Here is a 24,859-nt window from a genome sequence, read left to right as displayed (position 1 = left end):
TCACACCGCACCCCCCTGAGTGGCCGGTTGTCACCGGTCCACTGTCAGTGGGGTGGCACGGCCAGATGTGGTCAGGTGACGCATTCACAGCAATGCGCCGAAACAACTTCAGGCTGTCGCCCGGTGGGTTCAGCCCGCCTCGGACAGCGGGTCGCCCTCGCTCACTCCGGACTCGACGCGCACGGGTTCCGCGGCGGACGGCGACGTCGGTGTGGCCCGTTTCGGCCGGGGCGGCCTGGGCTGACGCGGAGCGGCGGTCACATCGGGGCCGTCGGCGGCCGGCCAGCCGCTCTGTCCGGCGATGGCACGCAGGATGTCCGCGTCGCGAATCACGACCATGCGGTATTTGGTCGTCACGGCTCCCGCGGCCCGCAGGCTGCGCAGGGCGCGCTGGACACTCGCCTCGGACACACTGGCCAGGGCCGCCAGGTCCGAATGGCTGAGCGGTACGTCGATCCGCAGCCCTTCCGGCACGGCACGGGCGTAGCTGCGGACCAGGTTGTCGAGCGCCCGGGCCAGCCGGACGGCGGCCGTACCGCTGCTTCCGTCGATGCGATAGCGGGTGGCACCCCGCAACTTGCCCAGGACGGACCGCTGTACGACGTCGGCGGCGCCGCGACGGTCCCGTAGGAAGTCACGGAACAAGGCGCCGGTGATCGCGCGGGTGACGGTGGGGCGGGCGGCGATCACCGTGGCCGACCGTGGCTGGCCGTCGAGCGCCGACACCTCCCCGACGAGTTCCCCGCGCACCCGTAAGGCGAGCAGGGTGATGCCGCCGTCCTCGGCGACACCGACGACCTTCACACAGCCGTCGAGGAGAAGGAGTACGGTCGTGTCGCTACTCCCCTCCCGGATCAGGACGTCACCCGTCTCGTACCGAACGGTGCGCCCCAGACTCAGTAACGCCTCCCGGTCGTCAGCCGCCAGATTGACCATGAGCGTGCCCTGCGGCCACCGCCCCCCGGTGGCCGCGCGGACCCTGCCGCTGGATTGAACATGCACGGACGTCCCCCCTCGTCCCCCACCGCCCGCGACGCGGCAGGCGGGCGATGCAGGGATGCGAGGAACTTAGCGCATAAATAGCCTGTCCGAGTATCAGACGGACGAGATAGCACATGTGGGCGATTTCCGTATCGCCCCCGCCGCCCTTCACCAGGGCCGCATCCCGTCACTTGACCGTTTCTCACCGGGGCGATCCCGGCACCATGGCAGCGTGGCCGCGCGCATCGCCGCCGCCCGCCCCGCACCTGCCCTCCCTCTCCCGCGCTCCCCCGCCCGCGCCGCTCTCCCCTTGTCCGAAGGAGGCCGATGGACTTCGTCATGCTGGGCCACAGCGGGGTCGGCAAGACCACCTATGTCTCGCTCATGTACGCGGCGATGCGGGACGGCATCAAGGGATTCGGCCTGCGCGCCCGGGCCTCGGCCGACCATGACACGCTGACCGCCGCGGCCGAGGACGTGCTGGCGGGCCGCCGCCCCCAACACCCCGGGGAGCGCAGTGTGTTCGAGTTCGCGCTCCACTACCGCGGGCGCGCGGTCCTTCCGCTGCGCTGGCACGAGTACCGGGAGCTGAGCGGGCCGACCGGACGCCGACTGCGTCGCCGCGCCCTCACGGCGGACGGCTTCGTGCTCTTCGCCGAGGCGCCCCGGCTCCTCGACGACACGGCGTACCGCGCCGAACTGCGGCGGGCGGCGGACTGCCTGCGGCAGGCCCTCACCGAGCGCGGCCGTCAACTCACCCCGTTGGTCCTCGCGTTCACCAAGTGCGACCTCGTCCCGCGTGCGCACGTGCCGGGCATCGCCCGCACGACGCTGCTCGACGACCTCACCGCCCCGTTCACGGAACTCGTCGAGGCGGTGGCGGCCACCGAGCATCTGCGGGGCGCCGTCGCCCTCGTCTCCTGCGGGCGCGAGCCGGTCAACATCACGATTCCCGTACTGTGGAGCCTCCACCACGCCATCGCGGGCCGCGGTCTGGCCCTGCAGACGGTCATCGCCCCCGCCCGTCGGCTGACTCCGGCGACCGGCCCGACAGCCGAATACGCCCGCCTGTGCCCCCTGTTCGAACCGGCCGAGCGCCTCGCGGGCCTCCTGACCCACGTACCGAGCTTCTGACCGGCCGCGCCCGTGCGGGATCCGCTAGCGCACGGCCGCGTGCGGCGGGCGTTCGCGCCGTGCGCCGTACCCGATGAAGTAGGCGGGCAGACGTCGTACCCACCGTGACCCCGCCAGCAGGCCTGCCACGCGCCGGGCCCTGTCCACATTGCCGAGCGGCGGCTGCCCCCGCAGGACGGGCGCGATGAACCGGGCGTGGGCGGCCCGTTGGAGCGTCTGCGTGAGAACCGTGGTGGGAAGGCGACGGCGCTGCACACCCCGCACATCGCGCAGCCCCACGCTCCCGCGCCGCAGCGGTTCGATGAGGTGGCGGGCGGCGGCCACGGCGTCCTCGACGGCGAGGTTGATGCCGATGCCGAAGACCGGGGACATCGCGTGGGCGGCGTCACCGATGCACAGCAGTCCGGGGCGGTGCCAGCGGCGCAGCCGGTCCAGGCGTACGTCGAGGAGCTTCACCTCGTCCCACGACTGCAGTTGGTGCGTACGGTCCGCGATCCAGGGGACGGCGGCGCCGTAGTCGGCCAGGAACCGGTCGAGACCGGCGGCGCGGCGCTCGCGGTCCGCACCCTTGGGGATGAGCGCGGCGCACTGCCAGTAGTCCCCGCGGTCGATCATCGCAGTCAGGAAGCGGTCGCCGGCCCCGCCGACGAGTCCGCTCGGGTCGCCGTCGCGCCGGGGCAGCCGGAACCACCATGCGTCCATCGGGCAGCCGAAGCTGTGCAGTCCCAGTTCCTGCCGCGAGCGGGCCAGCGAGCCGCGGCCGTCGCAGGCGACGGTGAGGACGGCGCGCAGTTCACCGACCTCGCCGTCGGAGGTTCGGTAGCGCACCCCGCTCACCCTTCCGCCCTCCATGAGGAAGGAGATCGCCTCGGTGTTCATCCGCAGGTGGAAGGTCGGTTCGCGCCGGGCCTCGTCCGCGAGGAGGTCCAGCAGGTCCCACTGGGGCACCATCGCCACGTAGTTGTACGGTCCGCGCAGCACCGACAGGTCCCCGACCGTGACCTGCGACCGGCCGGGCCCGACGGGCAACTGGACGGTCCGCACCCGGCGTTGCGGCAACCGGGCGAAGCGCTCGGCAAGTCCGAGGTCGTCCAGCAGCGCCAGCGTCGAGGGGTGCACGGTGTCGCCGCGGAAGTCGCGCAGGAAGTCGCCGTGCTTCTCCAGCACCGTCACATCGACGCCGGCCCGGGCCAGCAGCAGGGCGAGCACGATGCCTGCGGGGCCACCCCCGACCACACAACACGTTGTCCGCTCCATCACGGCCCCACCCTTCGGAGAGCAGTAATTCATCAGTCGATGAATACCTTACTCTTCGCGCTCTCCGGAGAAACAAGGCGGCGCGCCCGCCGCACTGCCCCTAATGCGCGAGTTCGACGAGGCGGGGCACCACGCGGGTCAGCCGGACGACGCCCCACAGGATCAGGAAGGCGCCGGCCAGCTCCGGCACCAGCCACCAGCCCGTGCGAATCCGCTCGTCGAACAGGGCCACGCCCAGCGCGAGGCTCATCGTCGCGTCACCGATGGTCAGGGCGGGCTGAGAGGCGGCCAGGGAACCGGCCTGGAGCGAGTTCTCCAGCAGCAGGAGCGCGCTGACGCCGACGAGCGCGAAGCCGTAGGTCTGCCAGCTGGTGAGGAACGCGGGCAGACCGGCCTGGGCGAGTCTCCCCGTGGCCGACTTCATCAGCGCGGCGGTCAGGGCGTTTCCGAGCGCGGCGGCCGTGGCGAGCGCGGCCGCGCGGAACAGCAAAGAGCGCGACGGGCGGGCGAGGACGACGGCCACGGCCATCGCGCCCAGCACCAGCGCCAGGACTGGCACCCAGCGGTCCATGCCCGCCTGGTTCCGGGTGCCCTCCGGCGCCGCGGCGGCGAGAACCACGGCGAGCCCGGTGACCACCGCCGCGACCGCCCACCAGCCCGCGGCGGGCAACCTGCGACGCATCAGCGGAACCGCGATCAGCAGGGCGAACGGCAGCTCCAGGATGAACAGCGGCTGGACCAGCGCCATGGGCCCGTTCACCAGGGCCAGGGCCTGGAACAGGGCGGCGCCCGTGACGCCGGCGATGCCGACCATCCAGGCGGGACGCCGGACGAGCGCGGCCAGCAGACGAAGGCCGCCGCCCCGGGACACCGAGGAGGCGGCCTTGCGCTGGAACGCCGTCCCCACGGCATTGCTGGCGGCGCCCACGACGGCGCTGACGACGGCAAGCACGATCACATGTCCACCATGCCCGCACCCCCGCGCAACTTCCCGGTACGCACCGGCACCGGTGGCGGGTGTCGCGGACCCGCGCCTCGGGATCGGACGCCCTCAGTTGCCGCTCAGCCGCCGGTCAGCCGCCCGGGCGCTGGGAGTCGACCATCAGCTGGAGCAGGTCCCGCAGGTCCCGCCGCTGGGCGCCGTCGAGGGCGACCAGCGGGTCGGTCGCGAACCGGAGGCGGTCGCGCAGGTCCTGTGCGGCCGCCTTGCCGGCCTCGGTGGCGGCGATGCGCTTGATCCGTCGGTCGGTGGGGTCCGGCACGCGCTCGACCAGGCCGCGGCTCTGGAGCCGGTCCACCATCCCCGTGAAGTTGGAGGGGTCGGCACCCAGTCGCTCCGCGATGCGCCGCATGGGGAGCGCTTCGTCCAGCGTGAGCAGCACCTTGACCTGCTGCGGAGTGAGGCCGTGATGGGCCGAGGCCGTCTCGTACTCGCGGCTGTACAGGGCGGTGATCTTCGCGAAGAGGGCGATCACCTCGGCGGTGAGCTGGTCCGGGGCGTTCATGCCCGAAGCCTAGGCCAACCAGTCACCGACCACCACGGTTGACAATAATGGTGGTACTCCATAAGTATTCTCTACGAGCTTTCTGAGCACCCTGTGCCCCCTCCGTACGCCCCAGAAAGGCGCAGCCATGTCCTCCAAAGTCGTCCTGATCACCGGCACCTCCTCCGGCATCGGCCTGGAAGCCGCCGTCGGAGCGGCCCGCGCCGGATGGACCACCGTCGCCACCCTGCGCGACCCGGACCGGGCGGGCGCGCTCCGGGACGCCGCGAAGCGCGCCGGGGTCACGCTCGACATCCGCCGGCTCGACGTCACCGACCCGGACTCGGTGACCGCCGCGGTGGAAGGCGTCGTCGCCGACTACGGCCGACTCGACGCCCTCGTCAACAACGCCGGCGCCGGCCACGTCGGCACGATCGAGAACGAGACCGTCGAGGACGTACGCCGCGTGATGGAGGTCAACTTCTTCGGCGTCGTACAGACCACCAAGGCCGCGCTGCCGCACCTGCGCGCCGCCGGCGGCCGGCTGATCACCGTCACCTCGGTCGGCGGAGTCGTCGGCCAGCCCTTCAACGAGGCGTACTGCGCGGCCAAGTTCGCGGTCGAGGGCTTCATGGAGAGCCTCGCCCCCGTGGTCGGCACCCTCGGAGTAACCGTCTCCGTCGTCGAACCCGGGGCTGTGGCCACCGAGTTCGTCAACAACATCGGCCTCGACCCGGCCGAGGTGATCGCCGCCGCGGGCGACTACGCGAAGCCGCTGCGCGCCTACGTCACCCGCACCCAGGGGCAGTTCGCCAACGCCGCGCAGACCCCCGAACAGGCCGCGGTCACCGTTCTTGAGGCACTCACCGCCGAGCGTCCCGCGTTCCGGCTCCAGACCTCCGACTGGTCGCGCACCTTCACGGCCACCAAGCTCGCCGACAACGACGGCTCGGCCGTCCTCGCGCTCACGGGTGCGTACCTCGGCTGAGGTGAGGCCGGGCCTGCGCGCGGGCAGTTCGCGGTTGCAGGCCGCTCGCGCGCATGGATGGGCCGGTGCTCCCCGGCGGTCCCGTCACTAACTCAATCGGACGGCGTGACCGGGGACCGCATGCCGAGCCACTGCTCGGCGCCCCAGGCCTCGAACCGCTCCACCTCGGTGAACCCCAGCTTCGCGGCGAGGCGCATGGAGCCGAGGTTGGCGGTCTGGGTGGTGAGCACCACCGGCTCGCCGGGAAGGACGCCGGCGAGCCAGCCTAGTGCCGCCGCGCACGCCTCGGCGGCGTACCCGAATCCCCACGCCCGCGGCAGGAACAGGTAGCCGAGATCGGCCTTCCCCTCGGCAGCCGGGTGACTGTGCCCGGTTGCTCTCCTGAGCAGGATCTGGCCGATCATCGCCCCGTCGAGATCGACGACGAAACTCCCGGGCCGCCGCCCGGGCACCTCAGGCATCTCCTGCTCAAGCTCGTCACGTGGTCGGGGGCCGCCGAGGTAGGTGTGCACCTCCGCTGAGGCGTACAGCTCGATGAACGCCTCACGGTCCCGGGTCTCGGGCTCACGCAGCACGAGCCTCTTGGTCCTGACCGGCTCCGGCGGCCACGTCACGGGTCCCAGATCTTCCATCCACGCACGCTAACAGGTGGTCGTGCGAGCCCCGACCCGTAGCATCGGGCATCGTAACTGCGGGAAGGGGACGGATGTCTGCGCATTCTCCGGCTCCGGGCGACATGCTGGAGCCGGTCAGGCACCACTTGCGGCACCGGGATCCGGCGTACGACTTCGACGTGGGACCCGGCTGGCGGCAACTCCTGCTGGAGTGCCACCAGGCGGTGGTCGCGGAATTCCCCGACTACGAACTCCATGCGGCGAAGCAGAAGTTCGCGTCCCTGGCCTTCCAGGCGTCCCCGCGACCGTGGAAGCACGGCGTCGACTGGACGGACGCCGAGTCCGACCGCTTCCACGCCGTCATCCAGGTCTTCGTCGACCGCAGCAAGGTCACCTGTGAACGATGTGGCGTGGCTGGTTCACTGCGGGAGAGCAGACGGATCCATCTTGTGCTGTGCGACGGGTGCGAGACGCTCGTTCCCGAGCACGGTCGTCTGTGAGGGCGGACCCCGACGTGTCCTTCGAAGAACCCCGCCTGCTGCTGGTGCGGGCCCGGAGCGAGCCGTCGCCCTTGTACGAGCCGTACGAGGGCGGCGGATCCGGTGACCTCGACGTGTTCACCCTCAACGTCCCGTTGGACGACTCCCGGTTCGGCCTGCCGAAGGATCTGGCCGACGCGTTGAACGCGTGGTCGTCGTCCCGCCCGGCGGAGGGTTTCCCCTCCCGCCCACACCTGCGCAAGCACGTGAAGCAAGGCCTGGCCGTCGCACAGATGTTGGCCCGCCACCTCGGGCCTGCGTGGGCGGTGCGCCACTGGGACGAGCGCCACAGGTCGGCCAAGTGGGTGTGCTGGGGCTGCGATCGCCTGCACTGGGAACGCGACAGTCACGGCACACCACCGCATCCCCTGGACATCGTCGTCGAAGGCGAATTCGGGTCCTGGCCGCTGCGCGCCGAGAAATTCGGGAACTTCGCCCCCGACGATCCCGCGGCCGCCCTGCACCTGTCCGACGGCCTCGTCGCCGACCTGTACGCATGGGCGACGGCGATCGACACCACACTGAACCTGTACATCCGGGACAGGCAGGACGACCGGCACGAACCCGAGTGGGAGCGGCTGTTCCGCGAGGGGAAAGACCTGGCGAGGCGGCTCGCGCACGAACTCGGCCCCGCCCGGAAGGTGACCTACAAAGGCCTGGCGAACGGCGGACTGGCCGCGTTGACGTACCTCACCTGGCAGGGCGACCGCGAGGTGTAGCGAATGCGGGCTGGCGGCAAGAGGTTTCGGGCTGTGAGGGAGCTTCGTCGGCTGTCCGTCCGCTTCCGAGCGACCGCCACCGTCGAAAATCCAGGAGCCGTTCGATCGCGGTCCGACAGGATGGGCCTGTGAACCATCTGCTGTACGGACTCGCCGGCAATCCCGCCCTGCCGTCCGAACTGGTCGACCGGCTGATCGACATCGCGGACGAGGAACTCGCCCGGACCCTTGCCGACCGCGAGGACCTCGGTCACACGCAGGCGGTCGCGTTGGCGGGGCGGGTCGCGGAGGCGGCGGTGGGCCTGGCCTACGAGGGCAAGTTGACCGTCGCCGACATCGATCCGGTCCGGCAGCCGCGTGCCGCGCTCGCCCTGCTCGACGGGAACGCCGGCCGTGCAAAGTGGGCTCGCGTGCTTGCCGAGGATCCGGTCGTGGACCACCGGGAGAGGCTGGCTGCCTGCCCCGGCCTGCCTTCCGACGTGGTGGAGACCCTCGCCGCCGACCCGGACATACGGGTCGTCAGCGAGCTCGCGCTGTGGACGACTTCGGAGATGGCGGTCCGGCTCGCACGGCACCCGCACGCCGACGTCCGCAGCGCGGTGGCGGCCAACGAGGCCACGCCGCCGACCGTGCTGGCGATGCTGCTCACCGGTGAGGGGTCGGCTCCGGCGCGGAGTTGCCTCGTATGCGACCGAAAGACAACGCCTTTCGTCCACGATCCGAACTGCCCGGAACCCGACTGCGATCTGCCGCCGGGTGCCTCGTGCGACGGCTCCCACGAGTACGTCCGGCACCAGATGCACGCCAGTGCACTGGGCAACCCGGCCACGCCCACCGAGGCGGTCATCGGCTTCGCCGACCATCCCTCTCTGCAACTGCGTTGGGCGCTCGCCGCCCGCCCGGACCTGCCGCCGCGGATCGGCGAACGGCTGGCGCGCGATCCCGTCCCCGGTGTCCGGGGCGAACTCGCCGAGAACCCGGCGATCGACGAGGCGCTGATGCGCGTGCTGGCCACGGACCGCGACCCCGACGTACGACGCAGGCTCGCGTTCAACCCGCGAGTGCCGCTCGACGTGCTCACCACCCTGGCCGGCATTGACAAGATGCCCTCCACTCTTCTCCCCCGGATCGCCACCGCCACCCCCGCCGAGGTCGAGGAGTTGGCGAAGTCTCCGGAGCCGGCGATGCGGATGCTGCTGGCCCAACGGCGTGATCTGCCGCCGGAGATCCGCGACGCGCTGGCCGCCGACCTCGACGCGAAGGTCGTCAAATCCGTCGCGCCGCATCCGGGTCTCTCCGACGCCCGACTGCGCGACATGGTGGAACGACATGGCGTCCGGGTGATCGCCAAGGTGGCGGCCAACCCGGAGGCGTCGCCGGCGCTGCTGGAAGAACTGACCCGGCACGAACCGCCCGTACCCAAGGTGCTTCGCGAGGTGGCCCAGCACGACAACGCGACGCCGCTGTCACTCCTCGCCTGCCTGTCGGACGAACGGGCCCGGCGCACGGCCGCCGGCCATCCGGCCCTGCCTTCCCGGACCGTCGTCGACCTCCTGACCGACGACGACTGGCAGGTGGCCCAGGCAGCAGCAGCCAACCCGTCCCTGCCGCTCGCCACGATGTCGCGACTCATGCCCTGACCCGGCAAAGGGCAGACCCACAGCCCGACTTGGCGTGCCGGACCACCGTTCTCCACGGCGGCGACACCATCGCCCTCGCCGGCAACGTCACCGACTGCCCGTGAGGCTGCGGCAGCGGCCCCCTCGAATTCGCCGAGCCCGATGGGGGCGCTGCCGCCCGGCCCGGGAGTCGGGCTCCGGTGGTGTTCGTGGATCAGTCGGAGAGGTTCTTCTCCAGTACGGCGATGTAGTTGTGCATGAAGTGGTCGCGGATGCCGTCCGCGGCGGGGGCGAAGGTGTCGGCGGTCATTCCCTGGGCCCGGTCCATGAGCCGGCCGAGCGGGGGCATGGAGTCGTGCAACCGGCCGTGGGAGTCGATGTAGCGCAGGGCCTGAACGTGGGTGAAGGCGGGCTCCGGTGGGAGCTGGGGCACGATGTCGTTGTTGTTGACGAACCGGTACATGCGGCCGCCGAAACCCTTGTTGTAGGCCTTGGCCAACTCCCGGTCACAGGTTCGGGGTTGGCCGTAGGTGTAGACGCCGTCGGCGGCCAGCCGTGGCTCCTCCAGGTACATCCGGGCGCCGGCCAGCATCGCCAGGGCGCCGCCGAGGCTGTGTCCGGTGAAGTACACCTTCTGGCCGTTGGTGCGCAGCTCGGCCAGGGTGTCCTTGACCTGGGGGAAGATCGACTCCAGCGCTTCGGCGAAGCCGTAGTGGACCCAGCCGGTGCCCGCGGGACCGGGCCGGGGCGGGGTGGTGGCGTCGGAGAGCCAGTCCTTGATCTGGGCCGGCTCGGTGCCGCGGAACGCGGTGAGGATCATGTGGTCGCCGGCCAGGGTGTAAGCCTGGGTGTCCTCCAGCGGGAAGGGCGGCCTGAACCGGGTCCCGTGATGGCGGACCTGGTCGAATCCCCAGACGCGGGCGCGGTCCTCGATGACGTCGCGGGACTTGTAGGCGAGGTCGCAGGCCTGCGCGAGCCAGTAGGCCCGCTGCAGGCTGTAACCGGTCGAGTGATGGTCGAACGAGGTCGGTACGGCCATGACAGGCCCTCTCCGTAGGCGTGCCGACGGGCGGCTCGAATCAGGGCGCCCCATTGTTCGCAGTGATCAGAACGCTCGCGGACAGCACGCCGACGCACCGCGGACGATCACCTGAACGAGTCGGTTGCGACGCCGAACGCGCCCGCCACGCCGAACGCCGGGTCCACCCCTCGCCGCGACGGAAGGCCCGTCAGTCCGTCGTTCCGGCGGCCACGGGCAGGTCCGCCAGACGCCACTCCAGCATGCCGTCGTTGAGGCGGATGGCGCGCCGGCCGTTCTCGGTCAGCAGCCGTACGGCGTCGTAGGCGAGAACGCAGAACTCGCCGCGGCAGTAGACGACGACCTCGACGTCCACGGGAAGTTCGCCGATGCGGTCGGTCAACTCCTCGACGGGGATGGAGAGGGCACCGGGGATGTGGCCGGCGAGATACTCCTCCGCCGGGCGCACGTCCAGCATCACGGCCTGCCCGGCCGTCACCCGGGCGTGGAGTTCCTCGCGGGTGACCTCGCGGCCGCCGTCGTCGCCGAGGTAGGCGTCCCGCGCGGCGGGGACAGCCGCCTGGTGACGGTCGGCGACCCTGCGGAGGAGGGCGAACAGTTGGGCGACGTCGTCGCCGGCGAGCCGGTAGTGAATGCGCACCCCCTCACGGCGGGTGGTGACGAAGCCGGCCTGCTTGAGGATCTGCAGGTGCGCGGAGGCGGTCGTCAGGTTCAACCCGGCCGCCTTGGCGAGCGCGTCCACGGTGCGCTCGCCCTGGGCGAGCAGGTCGAGCAGTTCCAGGCGCTTTCCGCTGGCCAGCGCCTTCCCGCTGGCCGCGAATGCGTCGTACAACTGCGCCTTCGTGGCCTTGTCCGCCATGAGGTCCTCCACGCCGCTTTCATCCATAAATCCATGGAATATGTTACCCGAGGCGTGCCGGATACCGCGGTCGTGGCCCGGCTCGGCGAAGGTCCGGCGCGCTCATCGGCCGTGGGCCGTGGCGGTGACGGCCGGCAGGACGGCCAGCGCGAGGATGCCGCCGGTCAGCGCGAGGACGGGGTAGCCCGCCAGGTCGACGACGACGCCCGAGGCCAGGCCGCCGGTGGCGCCGGCGATGGCGATGGAGACGTCGACCATCCCCTGGGTCTTGGCTCGAGTGGCCAGCGGCACGGTGTCGGTGATGATCGCGGTACCCGAGACAAGACCGAGGTTCCAGCCGAGGCCCAGCAGCGCCAGCGCGAGGGCGAGCAGGCCGACCGAGTCGTCCGGGGCGAGGGCAGCGACCAGTCCCGCGGCGAACAGGGTGATCCCGGAGGTGGCGGCGACGGCGATGCGGCCGCAGCGGTCGACGAGGCGGCCGGTGAGGGGCGAGGGCAGGTACATCGAGCCGACGTGGACGGCGATGACCAGGCCGGAGGCGGCGGTGCCGTGACCGTGGTCGTGCATGTGGATCGGCGTCATGGTCATGATGGCGACCATGACGAGTTGGGTGAGGACCATGACCAGCGCCCCGAGCACCACCCCGCCCCGCGGCTTCGCCGGCGCGCCGTCCCCGGCCGCCGCGGCCCCGGTCGCGTGCGCCGCGACGCGGTCGCTCTTCTCGTCGACGACGCGGGCGAGCAGGAGCGGATCGGGGCGCAGACAGAAGGCGAGGACCAGGGCCGCGGCGGCGTAGGCGGCGCCCGAGAGGAGGAAGGGGCCGGCCAGCCGGGGGATGCCGAACATGGCGGCCAGGTCGCCGGTGGGGGCCGCGAGGTTGGGGCCGACGACTCCGCCGAGGGTGGTGGCGACCAGCACGGTGGAGACGGCGCGGGCGCGGTGGGTGGGGGCGGCGAGGTCGGCTCCCGCGTAGCGGGCCTGGAGGTTGGTGGCCGATCCCGCGCCGTAGACGAACAGGGCGACGAAGAGCAGGGCGGAGCTGTCGATGACGGCGGCGGTGATGACGCCGAGGCTGCCGAGGGCGCCGGTGAGGTAGCCGACGGCCAGGCCGGGGCGGCGGCCGCGGGACTGCGATATGCGGCCGACGCATATCGCCGTCAGCGCGCTGCCCGCGGTGAACAGGGCGCTGGGCAGTCCGGCCAGGCCGGTGGTGCCGAGCATGTCCTGGGCCAGGAGGGCGCCCACGGTGATGCCGGCGGCCAGGCCGGCACCGCTGAGGATCTGGGAGGCGACCAGGACTTTCAGGATGCGGCGCTGGGCGGCCGCCGGGTCGGCGGCGAGCGTGTCGGCGGACGGAATCTTCAGGTCGCTCATGGTCCTCCTGGTCCTCCTGGTCTTCCCTGACGAACGGAACTCGTTCATCCATAAATCCGTGGAATATCGTAGGTGATGCCGAGCGCGGCGACCACAGGCCCTCACGCCTTCACCGGCAATGGCCGGGCCGCCCAGGAAAAGGCGCTCCGCAGGCCCTTGACGCGACCGCGGCCGTCGGCGCAGCATGCGCGGCCGGGGACCCCACCCGGCCCGACACGGTGGTGGGACCGCTGGTCAGCACACATGCCGCGCGGCGGGTCGCCGCACTGGTCGAGGACGCCGTGGCCAAGGGCGCGAGGGTCCTGGCCGGCGGCGGCGCCCCGGACGGCGCCGTGCACCCGGCCACCGTCCTCACCCGGGTCCCCAAGGACGCCGACCTGTTCCACACCGAGTCCTTCGGTCCGCTGTGCGTGCTGGAGACCTTCACGGACGACGACGCGGCCGTCGCGCTGGCCAATGACACCGACAACGGTCTGACCTGCGGCATTCTCACCGAGAACGGCACTCATGGCCTGGCGGTCGCCCGGCGCGTCCGTACCGGCATCGTCCATGTCAACGACCAGTCCCTCGCCGACGAACCCCAGGCCCCGTTCGGCGGCGTCAAGGCGTCCGGCTACGGCAGGTTCGGCGGCCGCTGGGGCATCGAGGCTTTCTCCAACACCCGCTGGGTGACCCTCGCGACGCAGCGTCCGCGCTACCCGTTCTGACGCTGCAGGGCCGTCCAGTTGGACAGGAGCCGAAGGGCCTGGGCGGTGGGCGAGCCGGGCTCGACGTCGTAGACGCAGACTGGTCGACGTCGCCGGGCACCTGGAAGGATTCGTAGGAGAAGGACAGATCGCCCACGAGCGGGTGGTGGTAGAGCTTCGTGCCGTGGGTGCGGCGCAGCACGCGGTGGTCGTTCCACCAGGTGGTGAACTCGGGTGACCGCAGGGTGAGTTCACCGACGAGGTCGGCGAGCAGCCGGTCGTTCGGGTAGCGGCCGGCTTCGAGGCGGAGGATGGCGACGGTTTCGGCGGCGATCCGCTCCCAGTCGCCGACCCGTGCGCGGGCCTCGGGGTGCAGGAGGTAGTAGCGGGCCAGGTTGCGGTGCGGCGCGGGCAGGGCGTCGAAGTCGGTGAGGACCTCGCGGGCGAGCCGGTTGGGGGCCAGGACGTCGGTGCGCCGGCGCGGGCACGTGGTTGAGGGTCTGCAGCATCAGGTGCAGGCCCGGACCCACCCGCTGCGGGCTGGCGGGGCGGCGTCGCGCCGCCCCGCAGCACCCTCGGGTGCTCTGTCAGTCGAGGAGAAGGGGATTGGGCAGGGCGGCCTCCGGATGCATGCGGAGGAGGGTGTGGAGGACTCCCGCGAGGCCGGACATGAGGCTCGGTGAGAACGCCTCGCGGGCCAGGCCGCCGACGGGGCCGCGCTGTTCGAGGCCGGTGAGGAGTTCGCCGTCCAGGTCGAAGGGGTCTGACAAGCCCAGGGACGTGAGGAACTCCCAGAGGCCGAGGTCGCCGTGGCACAGCGTGTGGCTCCAGCCGAAGCCCTCGGTGGCGCAGGCGCGCGCGGCGCGGTGCGCCATGTCGAGGTGGGCGGGGTCGCCCGTGCGCCGGTGCAGGTCGAGCATGCCGATGCCGACGCCCGCGCTGCCGTGGCACCAGCTGGTGAAGAAGTCCTCCTCGGCGCCGACGCGGACGTCGAGCCAGTTGCCCTGCTCGGGCTGGTAGAGGGACTCCTGGTAGGCGAAGGCGCGTTCCCCCAGGGCGTGCCAGCCGCGCCGCTCGGCCGCCGTACCCGCGTCGCTGAGGGCCAGCCGCGTCAGGGCCCAGCCGATGCCGGTGGCGCCGTGGGCGAAGCCGCCGATGCCCTCGGGGTTGAGGCGGGTCGTCCAGCGGGCGCCGCTCGCGTCGAGCGTGGCCTGCCCGGTCAGGCGGTGGCCGATGTGCGCGGCGGCCGCGAGCCAGCGGTCCTGCCCGGTCGCCGCGGCCAGGTTGAGCAGGGGTACGACACCGCCGGCCGCCCCGTTGAGGAGGTCCACCTCGATGTCGTCCTCGACCAGCCGGCCCTCCGCGAGCGGCACCGCCCGCTCGGCGGCCCGCTCCAGCAGCCGGTCCTCACCGAGCACCCGGTGCAGCGCCAGCCAGGTCCACACCTGGGAGGCGGCTCCGCTGAACGCACCGGGCGACGGCGTGGACGTCCGGTCCTCGGTGCCGACCAGCACCCGTAGCGCTCCGTCGAACGTCTCGGCCACGCCCGGTACTTCGTCCGCGCGGCCGGCCCGCACCTCGGTGAGGTACTCGGCGAGCGTGAGCGCCACTCCGCCCTGCCCGGTGTAGAGGTCGGCGGGCAGGACGCGGATGGACCATCCCGCGGGGGTGAAGACGGGGCTGATCCAGGTGGCCGTGCCGTCCGCGCCGCGCACCGCGCCGTCGCACAGCCGCCGGACCATCTGGGCCGCCAGGTCGCGGCGGCGCCGCTCCCGGTCGCGGGCGTGCGGCTCGTGCGCGGCGGCCTGCACCCGCGGCGGCAGCGTGCGCTCGTTGAGATAGGCGCCCACCAGCGCGTCCTGGATCACCGACTCCTCCAGCGGCAGGTCGGCGGTGCGCCAGTCCTCGACCGTGGCACGGACGGCGGCCGCGTCGACGGTGAAGGTGAACATCGGTACGTCGCCGACGAGCAGGTCCGCGATCTCGCCGTCGATGGCCGCGCGGTCCGTCGGCGCGCCGGGCAGCACCTCGGCGTTGCGCCGCAGGATGTCCCGGGCCCGCTCGACCGCCGCCGCCTCGTCGTGCAGCGACGCCGGGTGCCACAGCATGCGGCCGATGTCGACGTACGCCTGTGTCGGCCGCAGGATCCGTCGTGCCTGGGCCCCTTCGAATCGGCGCAGCAGCCGGTGCGGGTCGGTCCCGGGCCTGCGCAGGTGCGCGGTCATCTCGCGGAACCCGGCCAGGATCCGGTCCCAGTACGCGCTCAGCACCGGGGTGGGGCTGGGGTGGTTGCCCGCGCTGGGCATGGCCACCAGGTCCACCTCGAAGCGGGCCGCCGCGGTGCCGCCGTCCGCGATCACCGGGTTCGGGATCAGCGGTTGCTGTCCGGGCAGCGCCCCGACTCCGGAGATGTCCACCCCGCCGAGCGCGAAACCGGTGCCGCGTACGGGCAGCAGGCCGGTCCGCAGCACCGTGCGGCGGATGGCCGCCGCGGCCACGTCCACGGCGTCGCCCTGTCCGCTGGGCGGGAAGGGCGCGGGCGCGTCGAAGAGCGTCTCGGCGTCCACGATGACCGGGACCGGGCCCGCGGCGATCATGTTCTCGGCGTGCATGTCGGTGCCGCCGGTGAAGCGGAGGACCGCCAGCCAGTGGCCCACGTTGCGGTAGAAAGCGGCGAGTTCGGCGTCGCCCGTGCAGTAGCGGTGGCGGACGAACTCGGCCCAGCCGTAGCCCTCCCGTACCAGTGTCCGCGGCAGCCGGATGCGCTCGTCCGGTGCCGGCGCGCCGGGGAAGTCCGCGAACAGTTCGTCCAGGAGCGCGCCGAGCGCCACGTCGGCCTCGGACGGCCGGGGCTTGTACATGACGCTGCCGCCGGCGAATTCGACCCGGCTGACCGTCAGGCCGCCCCGGTGGGTGTCGCCCTCCCCGAACTCGACCGCCCGCAACTCCCCCGCGGGCGACTGCAGCAGGGGCCGCAGCAGGTCGCGGTCCGTGGCGAGCCGCTCGGCGAATCCGGCCGTGGCGGCCACCGACAGACGCGCCACCGAGGCGACCCGGGAGCCGGCGGTCGGGTACCGGCCGGCCAGCCGCTCGAGGTGGCCCTCCTGCCCGGCCTCCTTGATGAACGCGGCCCAGGTCTCGGTGTCGGACCCGCCTCCCGCGCCCGCGGCCTCGCGCTCGCTCTCGCCGGGCGTCCCGCCGCCCAACGCCATGCGCAGGGCGTGCAGTTCGATCAGGTACAGGCGGGACAGCTTGGCGTGCAGGGACTTGAGGAGGCTGGTGTGCCCGGCCTCAAGCACCACGTCCCGTTCCGCCGGGCTCAACGCGTCCACGGCGGCCAGTCGCCGGGCCAGTTCCTCCCGCCACGGGCGGGCGATGCTTCGTACGGGCCCGGCGAACCACTCCGCCTCGCCCCGCCGCTCCGACCCCCTCGGCTCCTGTGACCCCTTCGGCCCTGCCGGCGCCGCTGCGCTCACCGTCCGCCCTCCCCATTCCGCCGCTCGTCCGCGCCTGCCGAGGCGCCCGGAAACGACGCGGGGAACCACGCGACCAGCCCGGGCACATCGGCGCCCGGCAGTACGCGCGGTCCCCCACGCTCCGTTCTTCGAACTCACTTCACACCAAGGCCCTCACAGGCCCCTGAAGGTGCCGCCGTCGATCAGCAACACCAGCTGCCGCGCGACCCGCTCGGGCTGGAACAGAAGCCGTACAGGGAGTCGCTCGGGTCGGTCAGCGCGGCCTCTGCGGCGGCGCCACCGACGTAGAGCGGCCCGGCGGGGTTGATCTGGCCGTACGCGCTCTCGGCACCCGACAGCCAGGCGTCGAGCACGGCGGCGGTGTGAACACTGGTCTGGGGCATCAGCGGCCTCCGGACGTGGGAATTGGGACGGATTGCCCAGCCCTGAGTATCACCGGAGTCGAACACCAGTCAGACGAGTAATCCGGACACAATCCACTGGTGTCGGTGTGGCGTCCCGCCATGCCTGGGACGTACGGGACGACGGTGCGGCCGGGCCGTGACGGGGTGCGCGGAGCGGTGTTCGTTCACGTACGCGGAGCCGCAACCGCCTGGCCTGCAAACACGGTTGCCGGGCACGGCGATCGGCGGGAGTGCGGTGCTGGTCGAAGCCACGGGCGAGGGAACCGATGCTTTTCGAACAGTTGGGCGCGGAGTGGACCGCCCGCTTCCGGACAGGACGGTCGGCCGGGAGCGGTCGAACGAGCGCGCCCCGACGTTCTCGCGGGCAAACGGGAGACCGAGCACCTCGGACGGCCGCTGTGCGTCCTCGACCCGCACTCCACGGAGGGCCTGGCGGCCAGGCACTTTCTCGTCGGACGCACCCTGCGGCCGCACGGAACGGACGGCCGCGGACACGTCGAACAGGCCGCCCTCGGATCTCAACATGCCCAGAACCGAGCACGATCGCCGCGACGCGACAGGCGGAGCCGATCGCGCCCGTCGCGCAGGACGGCCGCCGCTCCGAGACCAAAACGGCGGCCGACAGGGCGCGTCTCGGGGGTCAGCCGATGTGGTAGCTGTCCCCGTACACCTTCCAGTCCAGCGGCGGGTTCAGGTCGAAGTTGCCCTTGCGCAGGAAGACTCGCTGTGCGGTGTCGACCCGGCTGGTGTCGCTGTGGGCCTCCTCCTGCTTCATGGCCCACACCCTGGCGTCGAGGAAGGCATTGAGGTACGTCGTCTCGTCGCCTCCCTGCGCCGGCGGCTTCGCCTGGCGCAGCGCCCGCTTGCGGATGTTGCTGAAGCTCGTGGAGTCGCCCCCGTCGCCGTGCATGACGATGGCGTCGTAGTAGGCGAACTGGCCGAGCGCGCGCAGCCCGTCGGCCTTGCCCTGGCGTACCGCGGGGTTGAAGTAGACGCGGTCGCGCTCGTCGTTCTGCGCCCGCTGGAACGCCGAGTCCTGTGCCGCCTTGCGCCAGTCCTTGGGGAAGTTCGGGTCGAGCCCGTCGTGCGAGTCCGAGCCGTTGACCCGGCGCAGGGCCGGCAGGTACTTGGCGAGCACGTTTCCGGGCTTGCGGTCGGTGTAGAGCTCGACGAGGTCGAGCATGTCGCCGGTGCCGGAACAGAAGCCGATGATGCCGGCGGTGTAGCCGCGGCCGTCGCCGATGTCCTCGATGTACTTGTACTGGGCCTTCCAGTCGAGCGAGGAGTTCTCCGCGCTCGACACCAGCTTCATGGCGATCTCCTTCTTGGCCGGGTCGTCGAGGCCGGAGGCCGCGGCCGCGGCGGGCAGCGCCGTGGCATGCGGCGCGGACAGGAACGTGCCGAGGGCCAGGGCGCCGGTCAGGGCGACGAAGGACCGGCGGGAGACGGCGGAGGGGAACGCTGCGTCATGGTCGAGGTGCACCACAGGAACTCCAACGGGGGGTGGGGGGTGGGAAGTTGGCGGGACCTTCACTAACAGGAAGGTTTCCTATCAGACTCCGTACCGGAACCCCTGAGCCGGAAGTTCGTAGGATCGAACGAGCGTAAGTTGTGACGCACCGGGCAGACCGCACGGCCACGAAGCCCTCCGCGAGGGCGCCCTCAGCCCTCCCCGAGGGCACCGCCGGTCGGCCGCGAGGGCGGCCTCAGCCGGCCGTGGCCGACGCGACGGCCGTTCGGGCCGCGCGCTCGACGAGCGCGACGCCGTCCTTCATCGACGTGTTGCCGTCCGAGAGGACCGCGACGAGGTAGTGATGCTTGCCCACCGCGATCCTGCCCACGCTGTTGACGTCCCACAGCCCCGTGGTCGCGCGCTGCAGCCAGCCGTTCTTCAACGCCCACCCGGAGTCGGCCGCGGCGGAGACACCCCACGCCTGTTCGCCGGCGATCCGGTTCATGAGCGTACGGATGTAGGTCCGGGACGCCTGGTTGAGCGCCTTGGAGCCCCCCTGCGCGGCGGTGCCCGTACCGAAGACCGCGCGGAGCAGCCTTATCTGGTCGCTCGCCGTCGTCCTCGTGAGCCCCCACTTGGCGCCCGGGCCGCCACGGGTGGAGGTCAGCCCCAGTCGCTCGTTGGCCGCCTCCAGGCCGGGGGCCAGGCCGATCTGCCGCCACAGGGCGTTCGCCGCCGTGTTGTCGCTGCGCTCGATCATCACCTCGGCCTCGGCCCGCTGCTCGGCGGTGAGGCCGTGGCCGGCGTCCTGGGCCTGGAGCAGTGCCGTGGCGAGGATGTCGACCTTGATGATGCTCGCGGTGTCGTACCGGACGTCGGCGCCGTAGACCAGGGGCTTGCGGCCGCTGCCGTCGAGGTCGAGGACGGCGGCCGTCACGCGCGCCTTCCCCTGCGTCTTCACCCATCCCGGGGCCGCGGCCACGTCGGGGTGTGCGCCCGTCGCCGCCGGGGCCGGGGTGCCGACCGAGAAGACCGTCGCCGCCGCGGCCGCGAGGACACCGCCCCAGACCGCGGCGCGTCTCCCCCGGGGTCGACGGCCCTCCGCGTTCCGCGGGTACGACAGAGGGGTCGATGGATACGCCATGGTGCGGTGCCTCAACAGTTCACGTGGGGGGACACAGGCCACCGAACCTAGGCAAAAGACCCGATCCGCGATGTGACGGGCACCACGCAGGACCCGGTTTCCGGCGAATTGTGAACAGAACCACAGAAGCAGGCACTGGCGTGAGTACGGGCAGAAACATCGGGGGCCGGTGCGACGACTCGTGAAGGTGGGGCTCCAGGTCTCCTCGCTGGTCCGGGGCGTACTGATCGGTCTGGCCGCCAACTACGTGACCGGCTATCCGGACCATCCCGCGGTGTTCGTGCGGTGGATCAGGGGAGGCGCGCACCGGCCGCTGCATCGCGGTCCTGACCGGGCACACCGACCGCGTCGACGCGCTGGACTGGTCCCCCGACGGCACCTACCTCGCCTCCGGGTCCGCAGACACCACGGTGCGGCTGTGGCGCGCGGCCACGGGGGAGTGCGTGCGGATCTGGCGGGGGCATACCGGCAGCGTCCGCCGGGTGGCCTGGTCGCCGCGCGGTGAGCCGGCCTCGGCCTGCGACGACGGCACGGTGCGGCTCTGGTCGCCCGACGGCGACGAGGCGACCTTGGTCCTGGCGGCACACCCGCAGGCGGTCACGTCCGTGTGCTGGTCCCCGGACGGCGCCTCGCTGGCCACCGTCTCGGAGGACCGTACGCTGCGTGTCCGGTCCCGCTCGGACGGCATGCTCCGGCTCGCCGTGCCGGTGCACCAGGACACGGTGTGGGACGTCGCGTGGTCGCCGGACGGGCGCCGGCTGGCGACGGCGTCCTCCGGCACACGGTGCGCGTGTGGGACACGGGCTCGATGGCCCAGCTGCACGCGCTGGCCGGCCACCGGGACCTGGTGTGGAGTGTGGCCTGGTCGCCGGACGGCCGTCGGCTGGTCACCGGCTGCCAGGACTGGGTGACGCGGGTCTGGGACGTCAGTGGCGCGACCGAACTCCAGGTGATGACCGGGCACGCCTCGGCCATCCGCAGCCTGTCGTGGGCGCCCGGCGACCGGCTGCTCGCGAGCGCCTCCGACGACGGCAGCGTCCGGGTCCGGGACGTCCGCACCGGCGCCGCCGCCCACGTCTCCACCCGTCACCGCCTGCCCGTCCGGGAGGCCCACTGGTCGCCCGACGGCCACGACCTCGTCAGCGCGGGCCACGACGGCACCGCCCGCGTGTGGCGGCCCGCCGGCCCGCCCGCCGAGACGGTCCTGTCCGGGCACACCGACTACGTGTGGCGGGCGCGACGGGACCCGTCCGGCGCGCGCGTCGCCACCGCGTCCTCGGACGGCACCGCCCGGCTGTGGCAGCGGGACGGGACGGTGGGCCCGGTGCTGGCCGGCCACGACAACATCGTCGCCACCCTCGCCTGGTCCCCCGACGGCGAACGCCTCGTCACCGGCTCGCACGACCGCACCGCGCGCGTGTGGGACGCGAGGACCGGGGCGCTCCTGCCCGACAACTCCCCTGAACCGTCTCGGAATCTGGCGCCGGAGCAGCCCTCCGGCCGGGCTCAGGGACGGGGTGTGCAGCAGTCGTCGCCCGGGTCGGCGGGCGGGGCGGTGTCGAGGCGGCAGAAGCAGGACGAGGTGATCGGTACGTCCGCCGTCGCCGCCGCGATCTTCAACTGCTGGGCGACGATCCCGGCCTCGCCCGTCCTGCCGAGCCGCACGAGGCATTCGTGGTACCCGTGCAGGGACCATACGTTGCCCGGGTGTTGCAGCGCCCGGGGCAGCGTGTCGTCGAGGCCGAGGTCGGCGCGGTAGACCGCCTCGGCCTCCGCGACCAGGCCCCGCTCCAGGAGCAGTGCGCCGTACGCGTGCCGGGTGGGTTGCATCCACCCCCACGGCTCGTCGTACGGGAGGTTGTCGTCCCGTTCGATCGACCGGCGCAGGGCGGCGAAGGCCGCGTCGAAGTCGCCCGTGCGGTAGGCCAGTTCGCCATCGAGCAGCTCCGAGGCGACCGCGAGGATGTCCACACAGGTGTTGTTGAACAGCATGCGGGTCTCCGGGACCCGGGCGACCGCCTCGCGGAACAGGGCGCGTTCCCTCCCGGCCTCGGCGATCCTGCCGGTGGCGGACAGCGCGACGCCGCGCGCGTAGTGCAGCATCGCCGTGCTCACGCAGTACAGCCGCGGGTCTGTGGGCAGGGGCAGCCGCAGGATGTCCTCCCACCGACCGAAGCGGATCAGCACATGGACCCGCATGGCGAGAAAGCCCTCCAGCCAGTCGGCCATGGGCGGACTCTCCACGCGCAGCAGGTCCTCGGGTACGGCGGCCTCCAGCCGCCGCGCGGTGTCGAGGGCGTCCTGGAGGCGGCCCAGGAACAACGCGCCGTAGATCCTGAAGTGCAGGTTGTGGCACCGGTAGAGGGTGTAGAAGTTCATCGCGCCGGCCCGCGCGTGGTACTTCTCGTCGGCCGCGATCGCCGCGGCGTTGTCGGAGACCACCCGGCGGTAGTCGCCGCAGAGCACCTCCAGATGCGACGGCATGTGCTGCAGATGTCCGGCGTCGGGCACCAGGTCCCGCAGCCGGTCGGCGACGGTGAGGGCGGCCTCGGGGGTCGAGGACATCTCCATCAGGTGGATGTACATGTGCAGCAGTCCGGGGTGCCGGGCGCCCGCCTCGATCGCCATCGCCCGTTCGAGCACCGCCTTGGCCTCCGTCGTGCGCGCCCCTTCGGTCGGCCGGCCCGTGCGGATGTCCCACAGCTCCCAGGGGGTGAGGTTCATCAGGGCGTCGGCGTACAGAGTGGCCACGTCGAGGTCGTCCGGGGCCAGTTCGTGGACGCCCCGCATGGCGTCGGCGTAGGCCGCGTTCCACACGCCGCATTCCTCGGCATCCGCGGCCTGGGTGCGCGGGTAGCGGGCGCGCAAGGCCTCGATGAGGGCCCGCTCGACCGGGGTCGCGGACGCGGCCTTGGCGTGGGCGCGCTCCACGGCCGTGTGGGTGCGCTCCACCGTGCGCGCCAGGTCCTGCTCGTCGAAGAACTCCCAGGGCTTGTTGTAGTTGGGGCCCAGCGCGTAGGCGATCCCCCAGTCCGCCATCGCGCAGTCGGGGTCCGCCGCGCCGGCCGCCTCGAAACAGCGGACGGCCTCCTCGTGATGGAAGCCGTACGTCCAGACCAGTCCGCGATCGAACCAGGTCTGTGCCTCGGGGGACGACGTCGACACGCGTCGGCCGTGGCCGCCCAGGTCGTAGTAGTTCACGCGTCCCGACCCTAGCGAGAGCAGGGGAGAAAACATGCCCATTCAAGTGCACAGTCCGTCAATTCTGATTGGTACACGCTATGTAAAATGAGCCCATGCGAAGGGCGTGGATCGGCCGGAGCCGCTCATGAGGAGTCTGGATCCCACCGATCCGACGGACATCGGCGGCTATCGACTGCTGGCCCGGCTCGGGGCCGGCGGCATGGGCCAGGTGTTCCTCTCCCGCACCCCGTCCGGCCGGCCGCTCGCGCTGAAGACCGTGCGGCCCGAACTCGACGTGGATCCGGGCTTCGAGGAGCGCTTCGCCCGCGAGATCGTCAGCAGCGACCGGGTGCGCTCCCCCTGGGCGGTGGCGGTCGTCGACTACAGCCCGCCGGGACACCGGCCGCAGTGGCTGGCTACGGAGTACGTGGCCGCGCCGTCCCTGGCCGACTGGGTGCGGTCGCACGGTCCGCTGCCGGAGCCCACCGTCCGGGCCCTCGCGGCGGAACTCGCCGAGGGACTGAGCACCGTGCACCGGGCGGGCCTGGCCCACCGTGACGTGAAGCCGTCCAATGTGCTGCTGGCCCGCCGCCACCCCCTGCTCATCGACTTCGGCATCGCCCGCGCGGCCGACGACGTCCGCCACACCCGCACCGGGGGCGTCGTCGGCTCCCCCGGATACATGGCCCCGGAGCAGGTCACCGGCGAGGGCTCGGCCGAGCCCGGCGACATCTTCTGCCTGGGCGCGGTCCTGGTGTACGCGGCCACCGGGGCGGGCCCGTTCCTCCGCCCCGGCGAGGACCCCTCCGCCGCGCGGCTGCTGTACCGGATCGCGCACGAGGAACCCGTCCTGGACGGCGTCCCGGCATCCCTGCTGCCGCTGCTGGCCGCCTGTCTGCACAAGTCACCACGGGAACGCCCCACCGCCCAGGCCCTGTTGGAACGTCTGGGCAGCACCGCGCCGAGTGCCGGAGGACCCGGCGACTGGGTGACCGCTCCGCCACCGGGCCTGGACGCGGAACTCGTCGCCAGGGAAGCCGAGTTGCGGGCGCTGCTGAAGCGGTCAGCCGCCTTCGCCGAGCCGCGGGACGCGGTGCCACCGGCCAGCGCGCCGTCGGCCACCGCGCCGCGGGCCTCGATGCCGATGGCCACGGTCGCGCCGGGCACACTCGCGCCGCCGTCGGTCACTCCGGCCGCCCCGTCGGTCATGCCGGCCGCCGTGTCAGTGCCCGCCACAGCTCCCCCGGAGCCAGGGCCGTCGGCCGGTTTCGGGCCGCCGTACGCCTACGGTCCGTCGGCCGCCCCGCCCACCGGGCCACCCACCGGGCCGACACCGGCACGGGGGCGGGGGCCTCGCGCGCGGACCGTCGCCGTCGTCGCGGGTGTGGTGGCGGTCGCGGCCGTCGTCGCCGCGCTGTCGTGGCCCGACGGAGACAGCGTCAACTCGTCGGGCGGCAGGGGCGGTTCGTCTCCGTCGCCGTCCCGATCCGGCGCGCGGGCGGATGCCCTGCCCGCAGCGTGGGTCGGTACCTGGAAGGGCACGGGGCCGGGGAGCAAGTCCGCCGACGGTGTCGTCACCTCCCGGACCAGTGAGGTCGCCGTGGTCGTCACCCTGCACGCGGCGGCCCGCGGCGAACTCGTGGGCCGCCAGGTCAGCCATGTCACCGAGGCCGGCAGCGGCCGGGACGTCGGATGCACCGAGACGCTGCGCCTGCGGGAGACCCACCGGAACTCGATGGTCTTCGAGGCGGCCACCAGCACGCCCACCGACCCGTCGGCCGGGGTGGTCTGTGTGCGCGGCAACCTCTACACCTTGACCAAGACCGGCGCCGACACCCTCCGGCTCGACAACGAGGGCAGCCAGACGGCCGGTTCACCGTCCCGCCTGACCCGCTCCTCCTGACGC

General features: G+C 72.3%; 21 protein-coding genes and 2 pseudogenes. 9 read left to right on the top strand and 14 right to left on the bottom strand.

Going from position 1 to position 24,859, the window contains the following annotated elements; genetic code table 11:
• Positions 1-129: 129 nt before the first annotated feature.
• On the bottom strand, positions 130-1,002 hold the full coding sequence (locus ACWGKT_RS05420; protein WP_356141144.1) for a Crp/Fnr family transcriptional regulator: 873 nt from the start codon (positions 1,000-1,002) through the stop codon (positions 130-132).
• A 306-nt stretch (positions 1,003-1,308) separates the two neighbouring features.
• Between ACWGKT_RS05420 and ACWGKT_RS05415 the strand changes: the two genes are divergently transcribed.
• Positions 1,309-2,115, top strand: coding sequence for a hypothetical protein (locus ACWGKT_RS05415; RefSeq protein ID WP_453272555.1), 807 nt, complete (start codon positions 1,309-1,311; stop codon positions 2,113-2,115).
• 24 nt (positions 2,116-2,139) lie between these two features.
• Here the strand turns inward: ACWGKT_RS05415 and ACWGKT_RS05410 are convergent, their stop codons facing one another.
• From ACWGKT_RS05410 to ACWGKT_RS05400, 3 genes are all read right to left on the bottom strand, one after another.
• Complete coding sequence (locus ACWGKT_RS05410; RefSeq protein ID WP_453272554.1) at positions 2,140-3,372, bottom strand: FAD-dependent oxidoreductase; 1,233 nt, start codon at positions 3,370-3,372, stop codon at positions 2,140-2,142.
• Between the two features lie 100 nt (positions 3,373-3,472).
• Positions 3,473-4,330: a DMT family transporter gene (locus ACWGKT_RS05405; protein ID WP_453272553.1), complete on the bottom strand. Its 858-nt coding sequence runs from the start codon at positions 4,328-4,330 to the stop codon at positions 3,473-3,475.
• 115 nt (positions 4,331-4,445) lie between these two features.
• Positions 4,446-4,877, bottom strand: a complete 432-nt coding sequence (locus tag ACWGKT_RS05400) for a MarR family winged helix-turn-helix transcriptional regulator (RefSeq protein WP_453272552.1) — start codon at positions 4,875-4,877, stop codon at positions 4,446-4,448.
• A gap of 127 nt (positions 4,878-5,004) precedes the next feature.
• Here ACWGKT_RS05400 and ACWGKT_RS05395 point away from each other — a divergent pair, with 127 nt between their 5' ends.
• Positions 5,005-5,844: an SDR family oxidoreductase gene (locus ACWGKT_RS05395; protein WP_453272551.1), complete on the top strand. Its 840-nt coding sequence runs from the start codon at positions 5,005-5,007 to the stop codon at positions 5,842-5,844.
• Between the two features lie 92 nt (positions 5,845-5,936).
• Here ACWGKT_RS05395 and ACWGKT_RS05390 read toward each other — a convergent pair whose 3' ends face one another.
• Positions 5,937-6,476: a GNAT family N-acetyltransferase gene (locus ACWGKT_RS05390; protein WP_453272550.1), complete on the bottom strand. Its 540-nt coding sequence runs from the start codon at positions 6,474-6,476 to the stop codon at positions 5,937-5,939.
• A 74-nt stretch (positions 6,477-6,550) separates the two neighbouring features.
• Between ACWGKT_RS05390 and ACWGKT_RS05385 the strand changes: the two genes are divergently transcribed.
• The 3 genes from ACWGKT_RS05385 (at position 6,551) to ACWGKT_RS05375 (ending at position 9,356) form a co-directional block, all read left to right on the top strand.
• Positions 6,551-6,958 carry a hypothetical protein gene (locus ACWGKT_RS05385; protein ID WP_453272549.1) on the top strand — a complete coding sequence of 136 codons (408 nt, stop codon included), beginning with the start codon at positions 6,551-6,553 and terminating at the stop codon, positions 6,956-6,958.
• A 14-nt stretch (positions 6,959-6,972) separates the two neighbouring features.
• Positions 6,973-7,716, top strand: a complete 744-nt coding sequence (locus ACWGKT_RS05380) for a hypothetical protein (protein ID WP_453272548.1) — start codon at positions 6,973-6,975, stop codon at positions 7,714-7,716.
• 128 nt (positions 7,717-7,844) lie between these two features.
• Positions 7,845-9,356: a hypothetical protein gene (locus ACWGKT_RS05375; protein WP_453272547.1), complete on the top strand. Its 1,512-nt coding sequence runs from the start codon at positions 7,845-7,847 to the stop codon at positions 9,354-9,356.
• 193 nt (positions 9,357-9,549) lie between these two features.
• On the opposite strand, the gene ACWGKT_RS05370 is transcribed toward ACWGKT_RS05375, so the two are convergent.
• From ACWGKT_RS05370 to ACWGKT_RS05360, 3 genes are all read right to left on the bottom strand, one after another.
• Positions 9,550-10,374: a lipase family protein gene (locus ACWGKT_RS05370; protein ID WP_453272546.1), complete on the bottom strand. Its 825-nt coding sequence runs from the start codon at positions 10,372-10,374 to the stop codon at positions 9,550-9,552.
• 190 nt (positions 10,375-10,564) lie between these two features.
• Positions 10,565-11,260 carry an ArsR/SmtB family transcription factor gene (locus tag ACWGKT_RS05365; RefSeq protein ID WP_356141165.1) on the bottom strand — a complete coding sequence of 232 codons (696 nt, stop codon included), beginning with the start codon at positions 11,258-11,260 and terminating at the stop codon, positions 10,565-10,567.
• Positions 11,261-11,335: 75 nt separating this feature from the next.
• The gene (locus ACWGKT_RS05360) at positions 11,336-12,607 is read right to left on the bottom strand and encodes an MFS transporter (protein WP_453272545.1); all 1,272 of its coding nucleotides are present in this window, start codon (positions 12,605-12,607) and stop codon (positions 11,336-11,338) included.
• A gap of 179 nt (positions 12,608-12,786) precedes the next feature.
• On the opposite strand from ACWGKT_RS05360, the pseudogene ACWGKT_RS05355 reads away from it, so the two are divergent.
• Positions 12,787-13,314: pseudogene (locus ACWGKT_RS05355) on the top strand (aldehyde dehydrogenase family protein); the annotation flags it as partial.
• Here the strand turns inward: ACWGKT_RS05355 and ACWGKT_RS05350 are convergent.
• The 5 genes from ACWGKT_RS05350 to ACWGKT_RS05330 form a co-directional block, all read right to left on the bottom strand.
• Positions 13,208-13,756: an MmyB family transcriptional regulator gene (locus ACWGKT_RS05350; protein WP_453272714.1), complete on the bottom strand. Its 549-nt coding sequence runs from the start codon at positions 13,754-13,756 to the stop codon at positions 13,208-13,210. The pseudogene ACWGKT_RS05355 and the gene ACWGKT_RS05350 overlap by 107 nt on opposite strands.
• 124 nt (positions 13,757-13,880) lie before the next feature.
• Positions 13,881-16,769 (bottom strand): type 2 lanthipeptide synthetase LanM family protein, encoded by a 2,889-nt coding sequence (locus ACWGKT_RS05345; RefSeq protein WP_453272544.1) that lies wholly within the window; start codon positions 16,767-16,769, stop codon positions 13,881-13,883.
• Positions 16,770-16,951: 182 nt separating this feature from the next.
• Positions 16,952-17,152: a DUF6229 family protein gene (locus tag ACWGKT_RS05340; RefSeq protein ID WP_235453360.1), complete on the bottom strand. Its 201-nt coding sequence runs from the start codon at positions 17,150-17,152 to the stop codon at positions 16,952-16,954.
• A gap of 661 nt (positions 17,153-17,813) precedes the next feature.
• The gene (locus tag ACWGKT_RS05335; protein ID WP_453272543.1) at positions 17,814-18,659 is read right to left on the bottom strand and encodes a chitosanase; all 846 of its coding nucleotides are present in this window, start codon (positions 18,657-18,659) and stop codon (positions 17,814-17,816) included.
• A gap of 220 nt (positions 18,660-18,879) precedes the next feature.
• A complete protein-coding gene (locus ACWGKT_RS05330; RefSeq protein ID WP_453272542.1) occupies positions 18,880-19,770 on the bottom strand; it encodes a serine hydrolase in 891 nt (296 codons plus the stop codon).
• A 257-nt stretch (positions 19,771-20,027) separates the two neighbouring features.
• On the opposite strand from ACWGKT_RS05330, the gene ACWGKT_RS05325 reads away from it, so the two are divergent.
• Complete coding sequence (locus tag ACWGKT_RS05325) at positions 20,028-20,681, top strand: WD40 repeat domain-containing protein (RefSeq protein WP_453272713.1); 654 nt, start codon at positions 20,028-20,030, stop codon at positions 20,679-20,681.
• Positions 20,579-21,184: pseudogene (locus ACWGKT_RS05320) on the top strand (WD40 repeat domain-containing protein); the annotation flags it as partial. The gene ACWGKT_RS05325 and the pseudogene ACWGKT_RS05320, both read left to right, overlap by 103 nt.
• 92 nt (positions 21,185-21,276) lie before the next feature.
• Here ACWGKT_RS05320 and ACWGKT_RS05315 read toward each other — a convergent pair.
• On the bottom strand, positions 21,277-22,971 hold the full coding sequence (locus ACWGKT_RS05315; RefSeq protein ID WP_453272541.1) for a hypothetical protein: 1,695 nt from the start codon (positions 22,969-22,971) through the stop codon (positions 21,277-21,279).
• A gap of 127 nt (positions 22,972-23,098) precedes the next feature.
• On the opposite strand from ACWGKT_RS05315, the gene ACWGKT_RS05310 reads away from it, so the two are divergent.
• Positions 23,099-24,856, top strand: a complete 1,758-nt coding sequence (locus ACWGKT_RS05310; protein ID WP_453272540.1) for a protein kinase domain-containing protein — start codon at positions 23,099-23,101, stop codon at positions 24,854-24,856.
• Positions 24,857-24,859 lie beyond the last annotated feature (3 nt).

This window comes from Streptomyces sp. NPDC054794 (genome assembly GCF_053611585.1).
Note: the sequence above shows the minus strand (reverse complement) of the source record. Positions and strands in the feature narration are given on the sequence as shown.

Bases quoted from the DNA above. Each gene is read 5' to 3' on its own strand.
- ACWGKT_RS05415 (WP_453272555.1), top strand. From the start codon at position 1,309: ATGGACTTCGTCATGCTGGGCCACAGCGGGGTCGGCAAGACCACCTAT.
- ACWGKT_RS05410 (WP_453272554.1), bottom strand. From the start codon at position 3,372: ATGGAGCGGACAACGTGTTGTGTGGTCGGGGGTGGCCCCGCAGGCATC.
- ACWGKT_RS05400 (WP_453272552.1), bottom strand. From the start codon at position 4,877: ATGAACGCCCCGGACCAGCTCACCGCCGAGGTGATCGCCCTCTTCGCG.
- ACWGKT_RS05395 (WP_453272551.1), top strand. From the start codon at position 5,005: ATGTCCTCCAAAGTCGTCCTGATCACCGGCACCTCCTCCGGCATCGGC.
- ACWGKT_RS05390 (WP_453272550.1), bottom strand. From the start codon at position 6,476: ATGGAAGATCTGGGACCCGTGACGTGGCCGCCGGAGCCGGTCAGGACC.
- ACWGKT_RS05385 (WP_453272549.1), top strand. From the start codon at position 6,551: ATGTCTGCGCATTCTCCGGCTCCGGGCGACATGCTGGAGCCGGTCAGG.
- ACWGKT_RS05370 (WP_453272546.1), bottom strand. From the start codon at position 10,374: ATGGCCGTACCGACCTCGTTCGACCATCACTCGACCGGTTACAGCCTG.
- ACWGKT_RS05365 (WP_356141165.1), bottom strand. From the start codon at position 11,260: ATGGATGAAAGCGGCGTGGAGGACCTCATGGCGGACAAGGCCACGAAG.
- ACWGKT_RS05360 (WP_453272545.1), bottom strand. From the start codon at position 12,607: ATGAGCGACCTGAAGATTCCGTCCGCCGACACGCTCGCCGCCGACCCG.
- ACWGKT_RS05340 (WP_235453360.1), bottom strand. From the start codon at position 17,152: ATGCCCCAGACCAGTGTTCACACCGCCGCCGTGCTCGACGCCTGGCTG.
- ACWGKT_RS05330 (WP_453272542.1), bottom strand. From the start codon at position 19,770: ATGGCGTATCCATCGACCCCTCTGTCGTACCCGCGGAACGCGGAGGGC.
- ACWGKT_RS05310 (WP_453272540.1), top strand. From the start codon at position 23,099: ATGAGGAGTCTGGATCCCACCGATCCGACGGACATCGGCGGCTATCGA.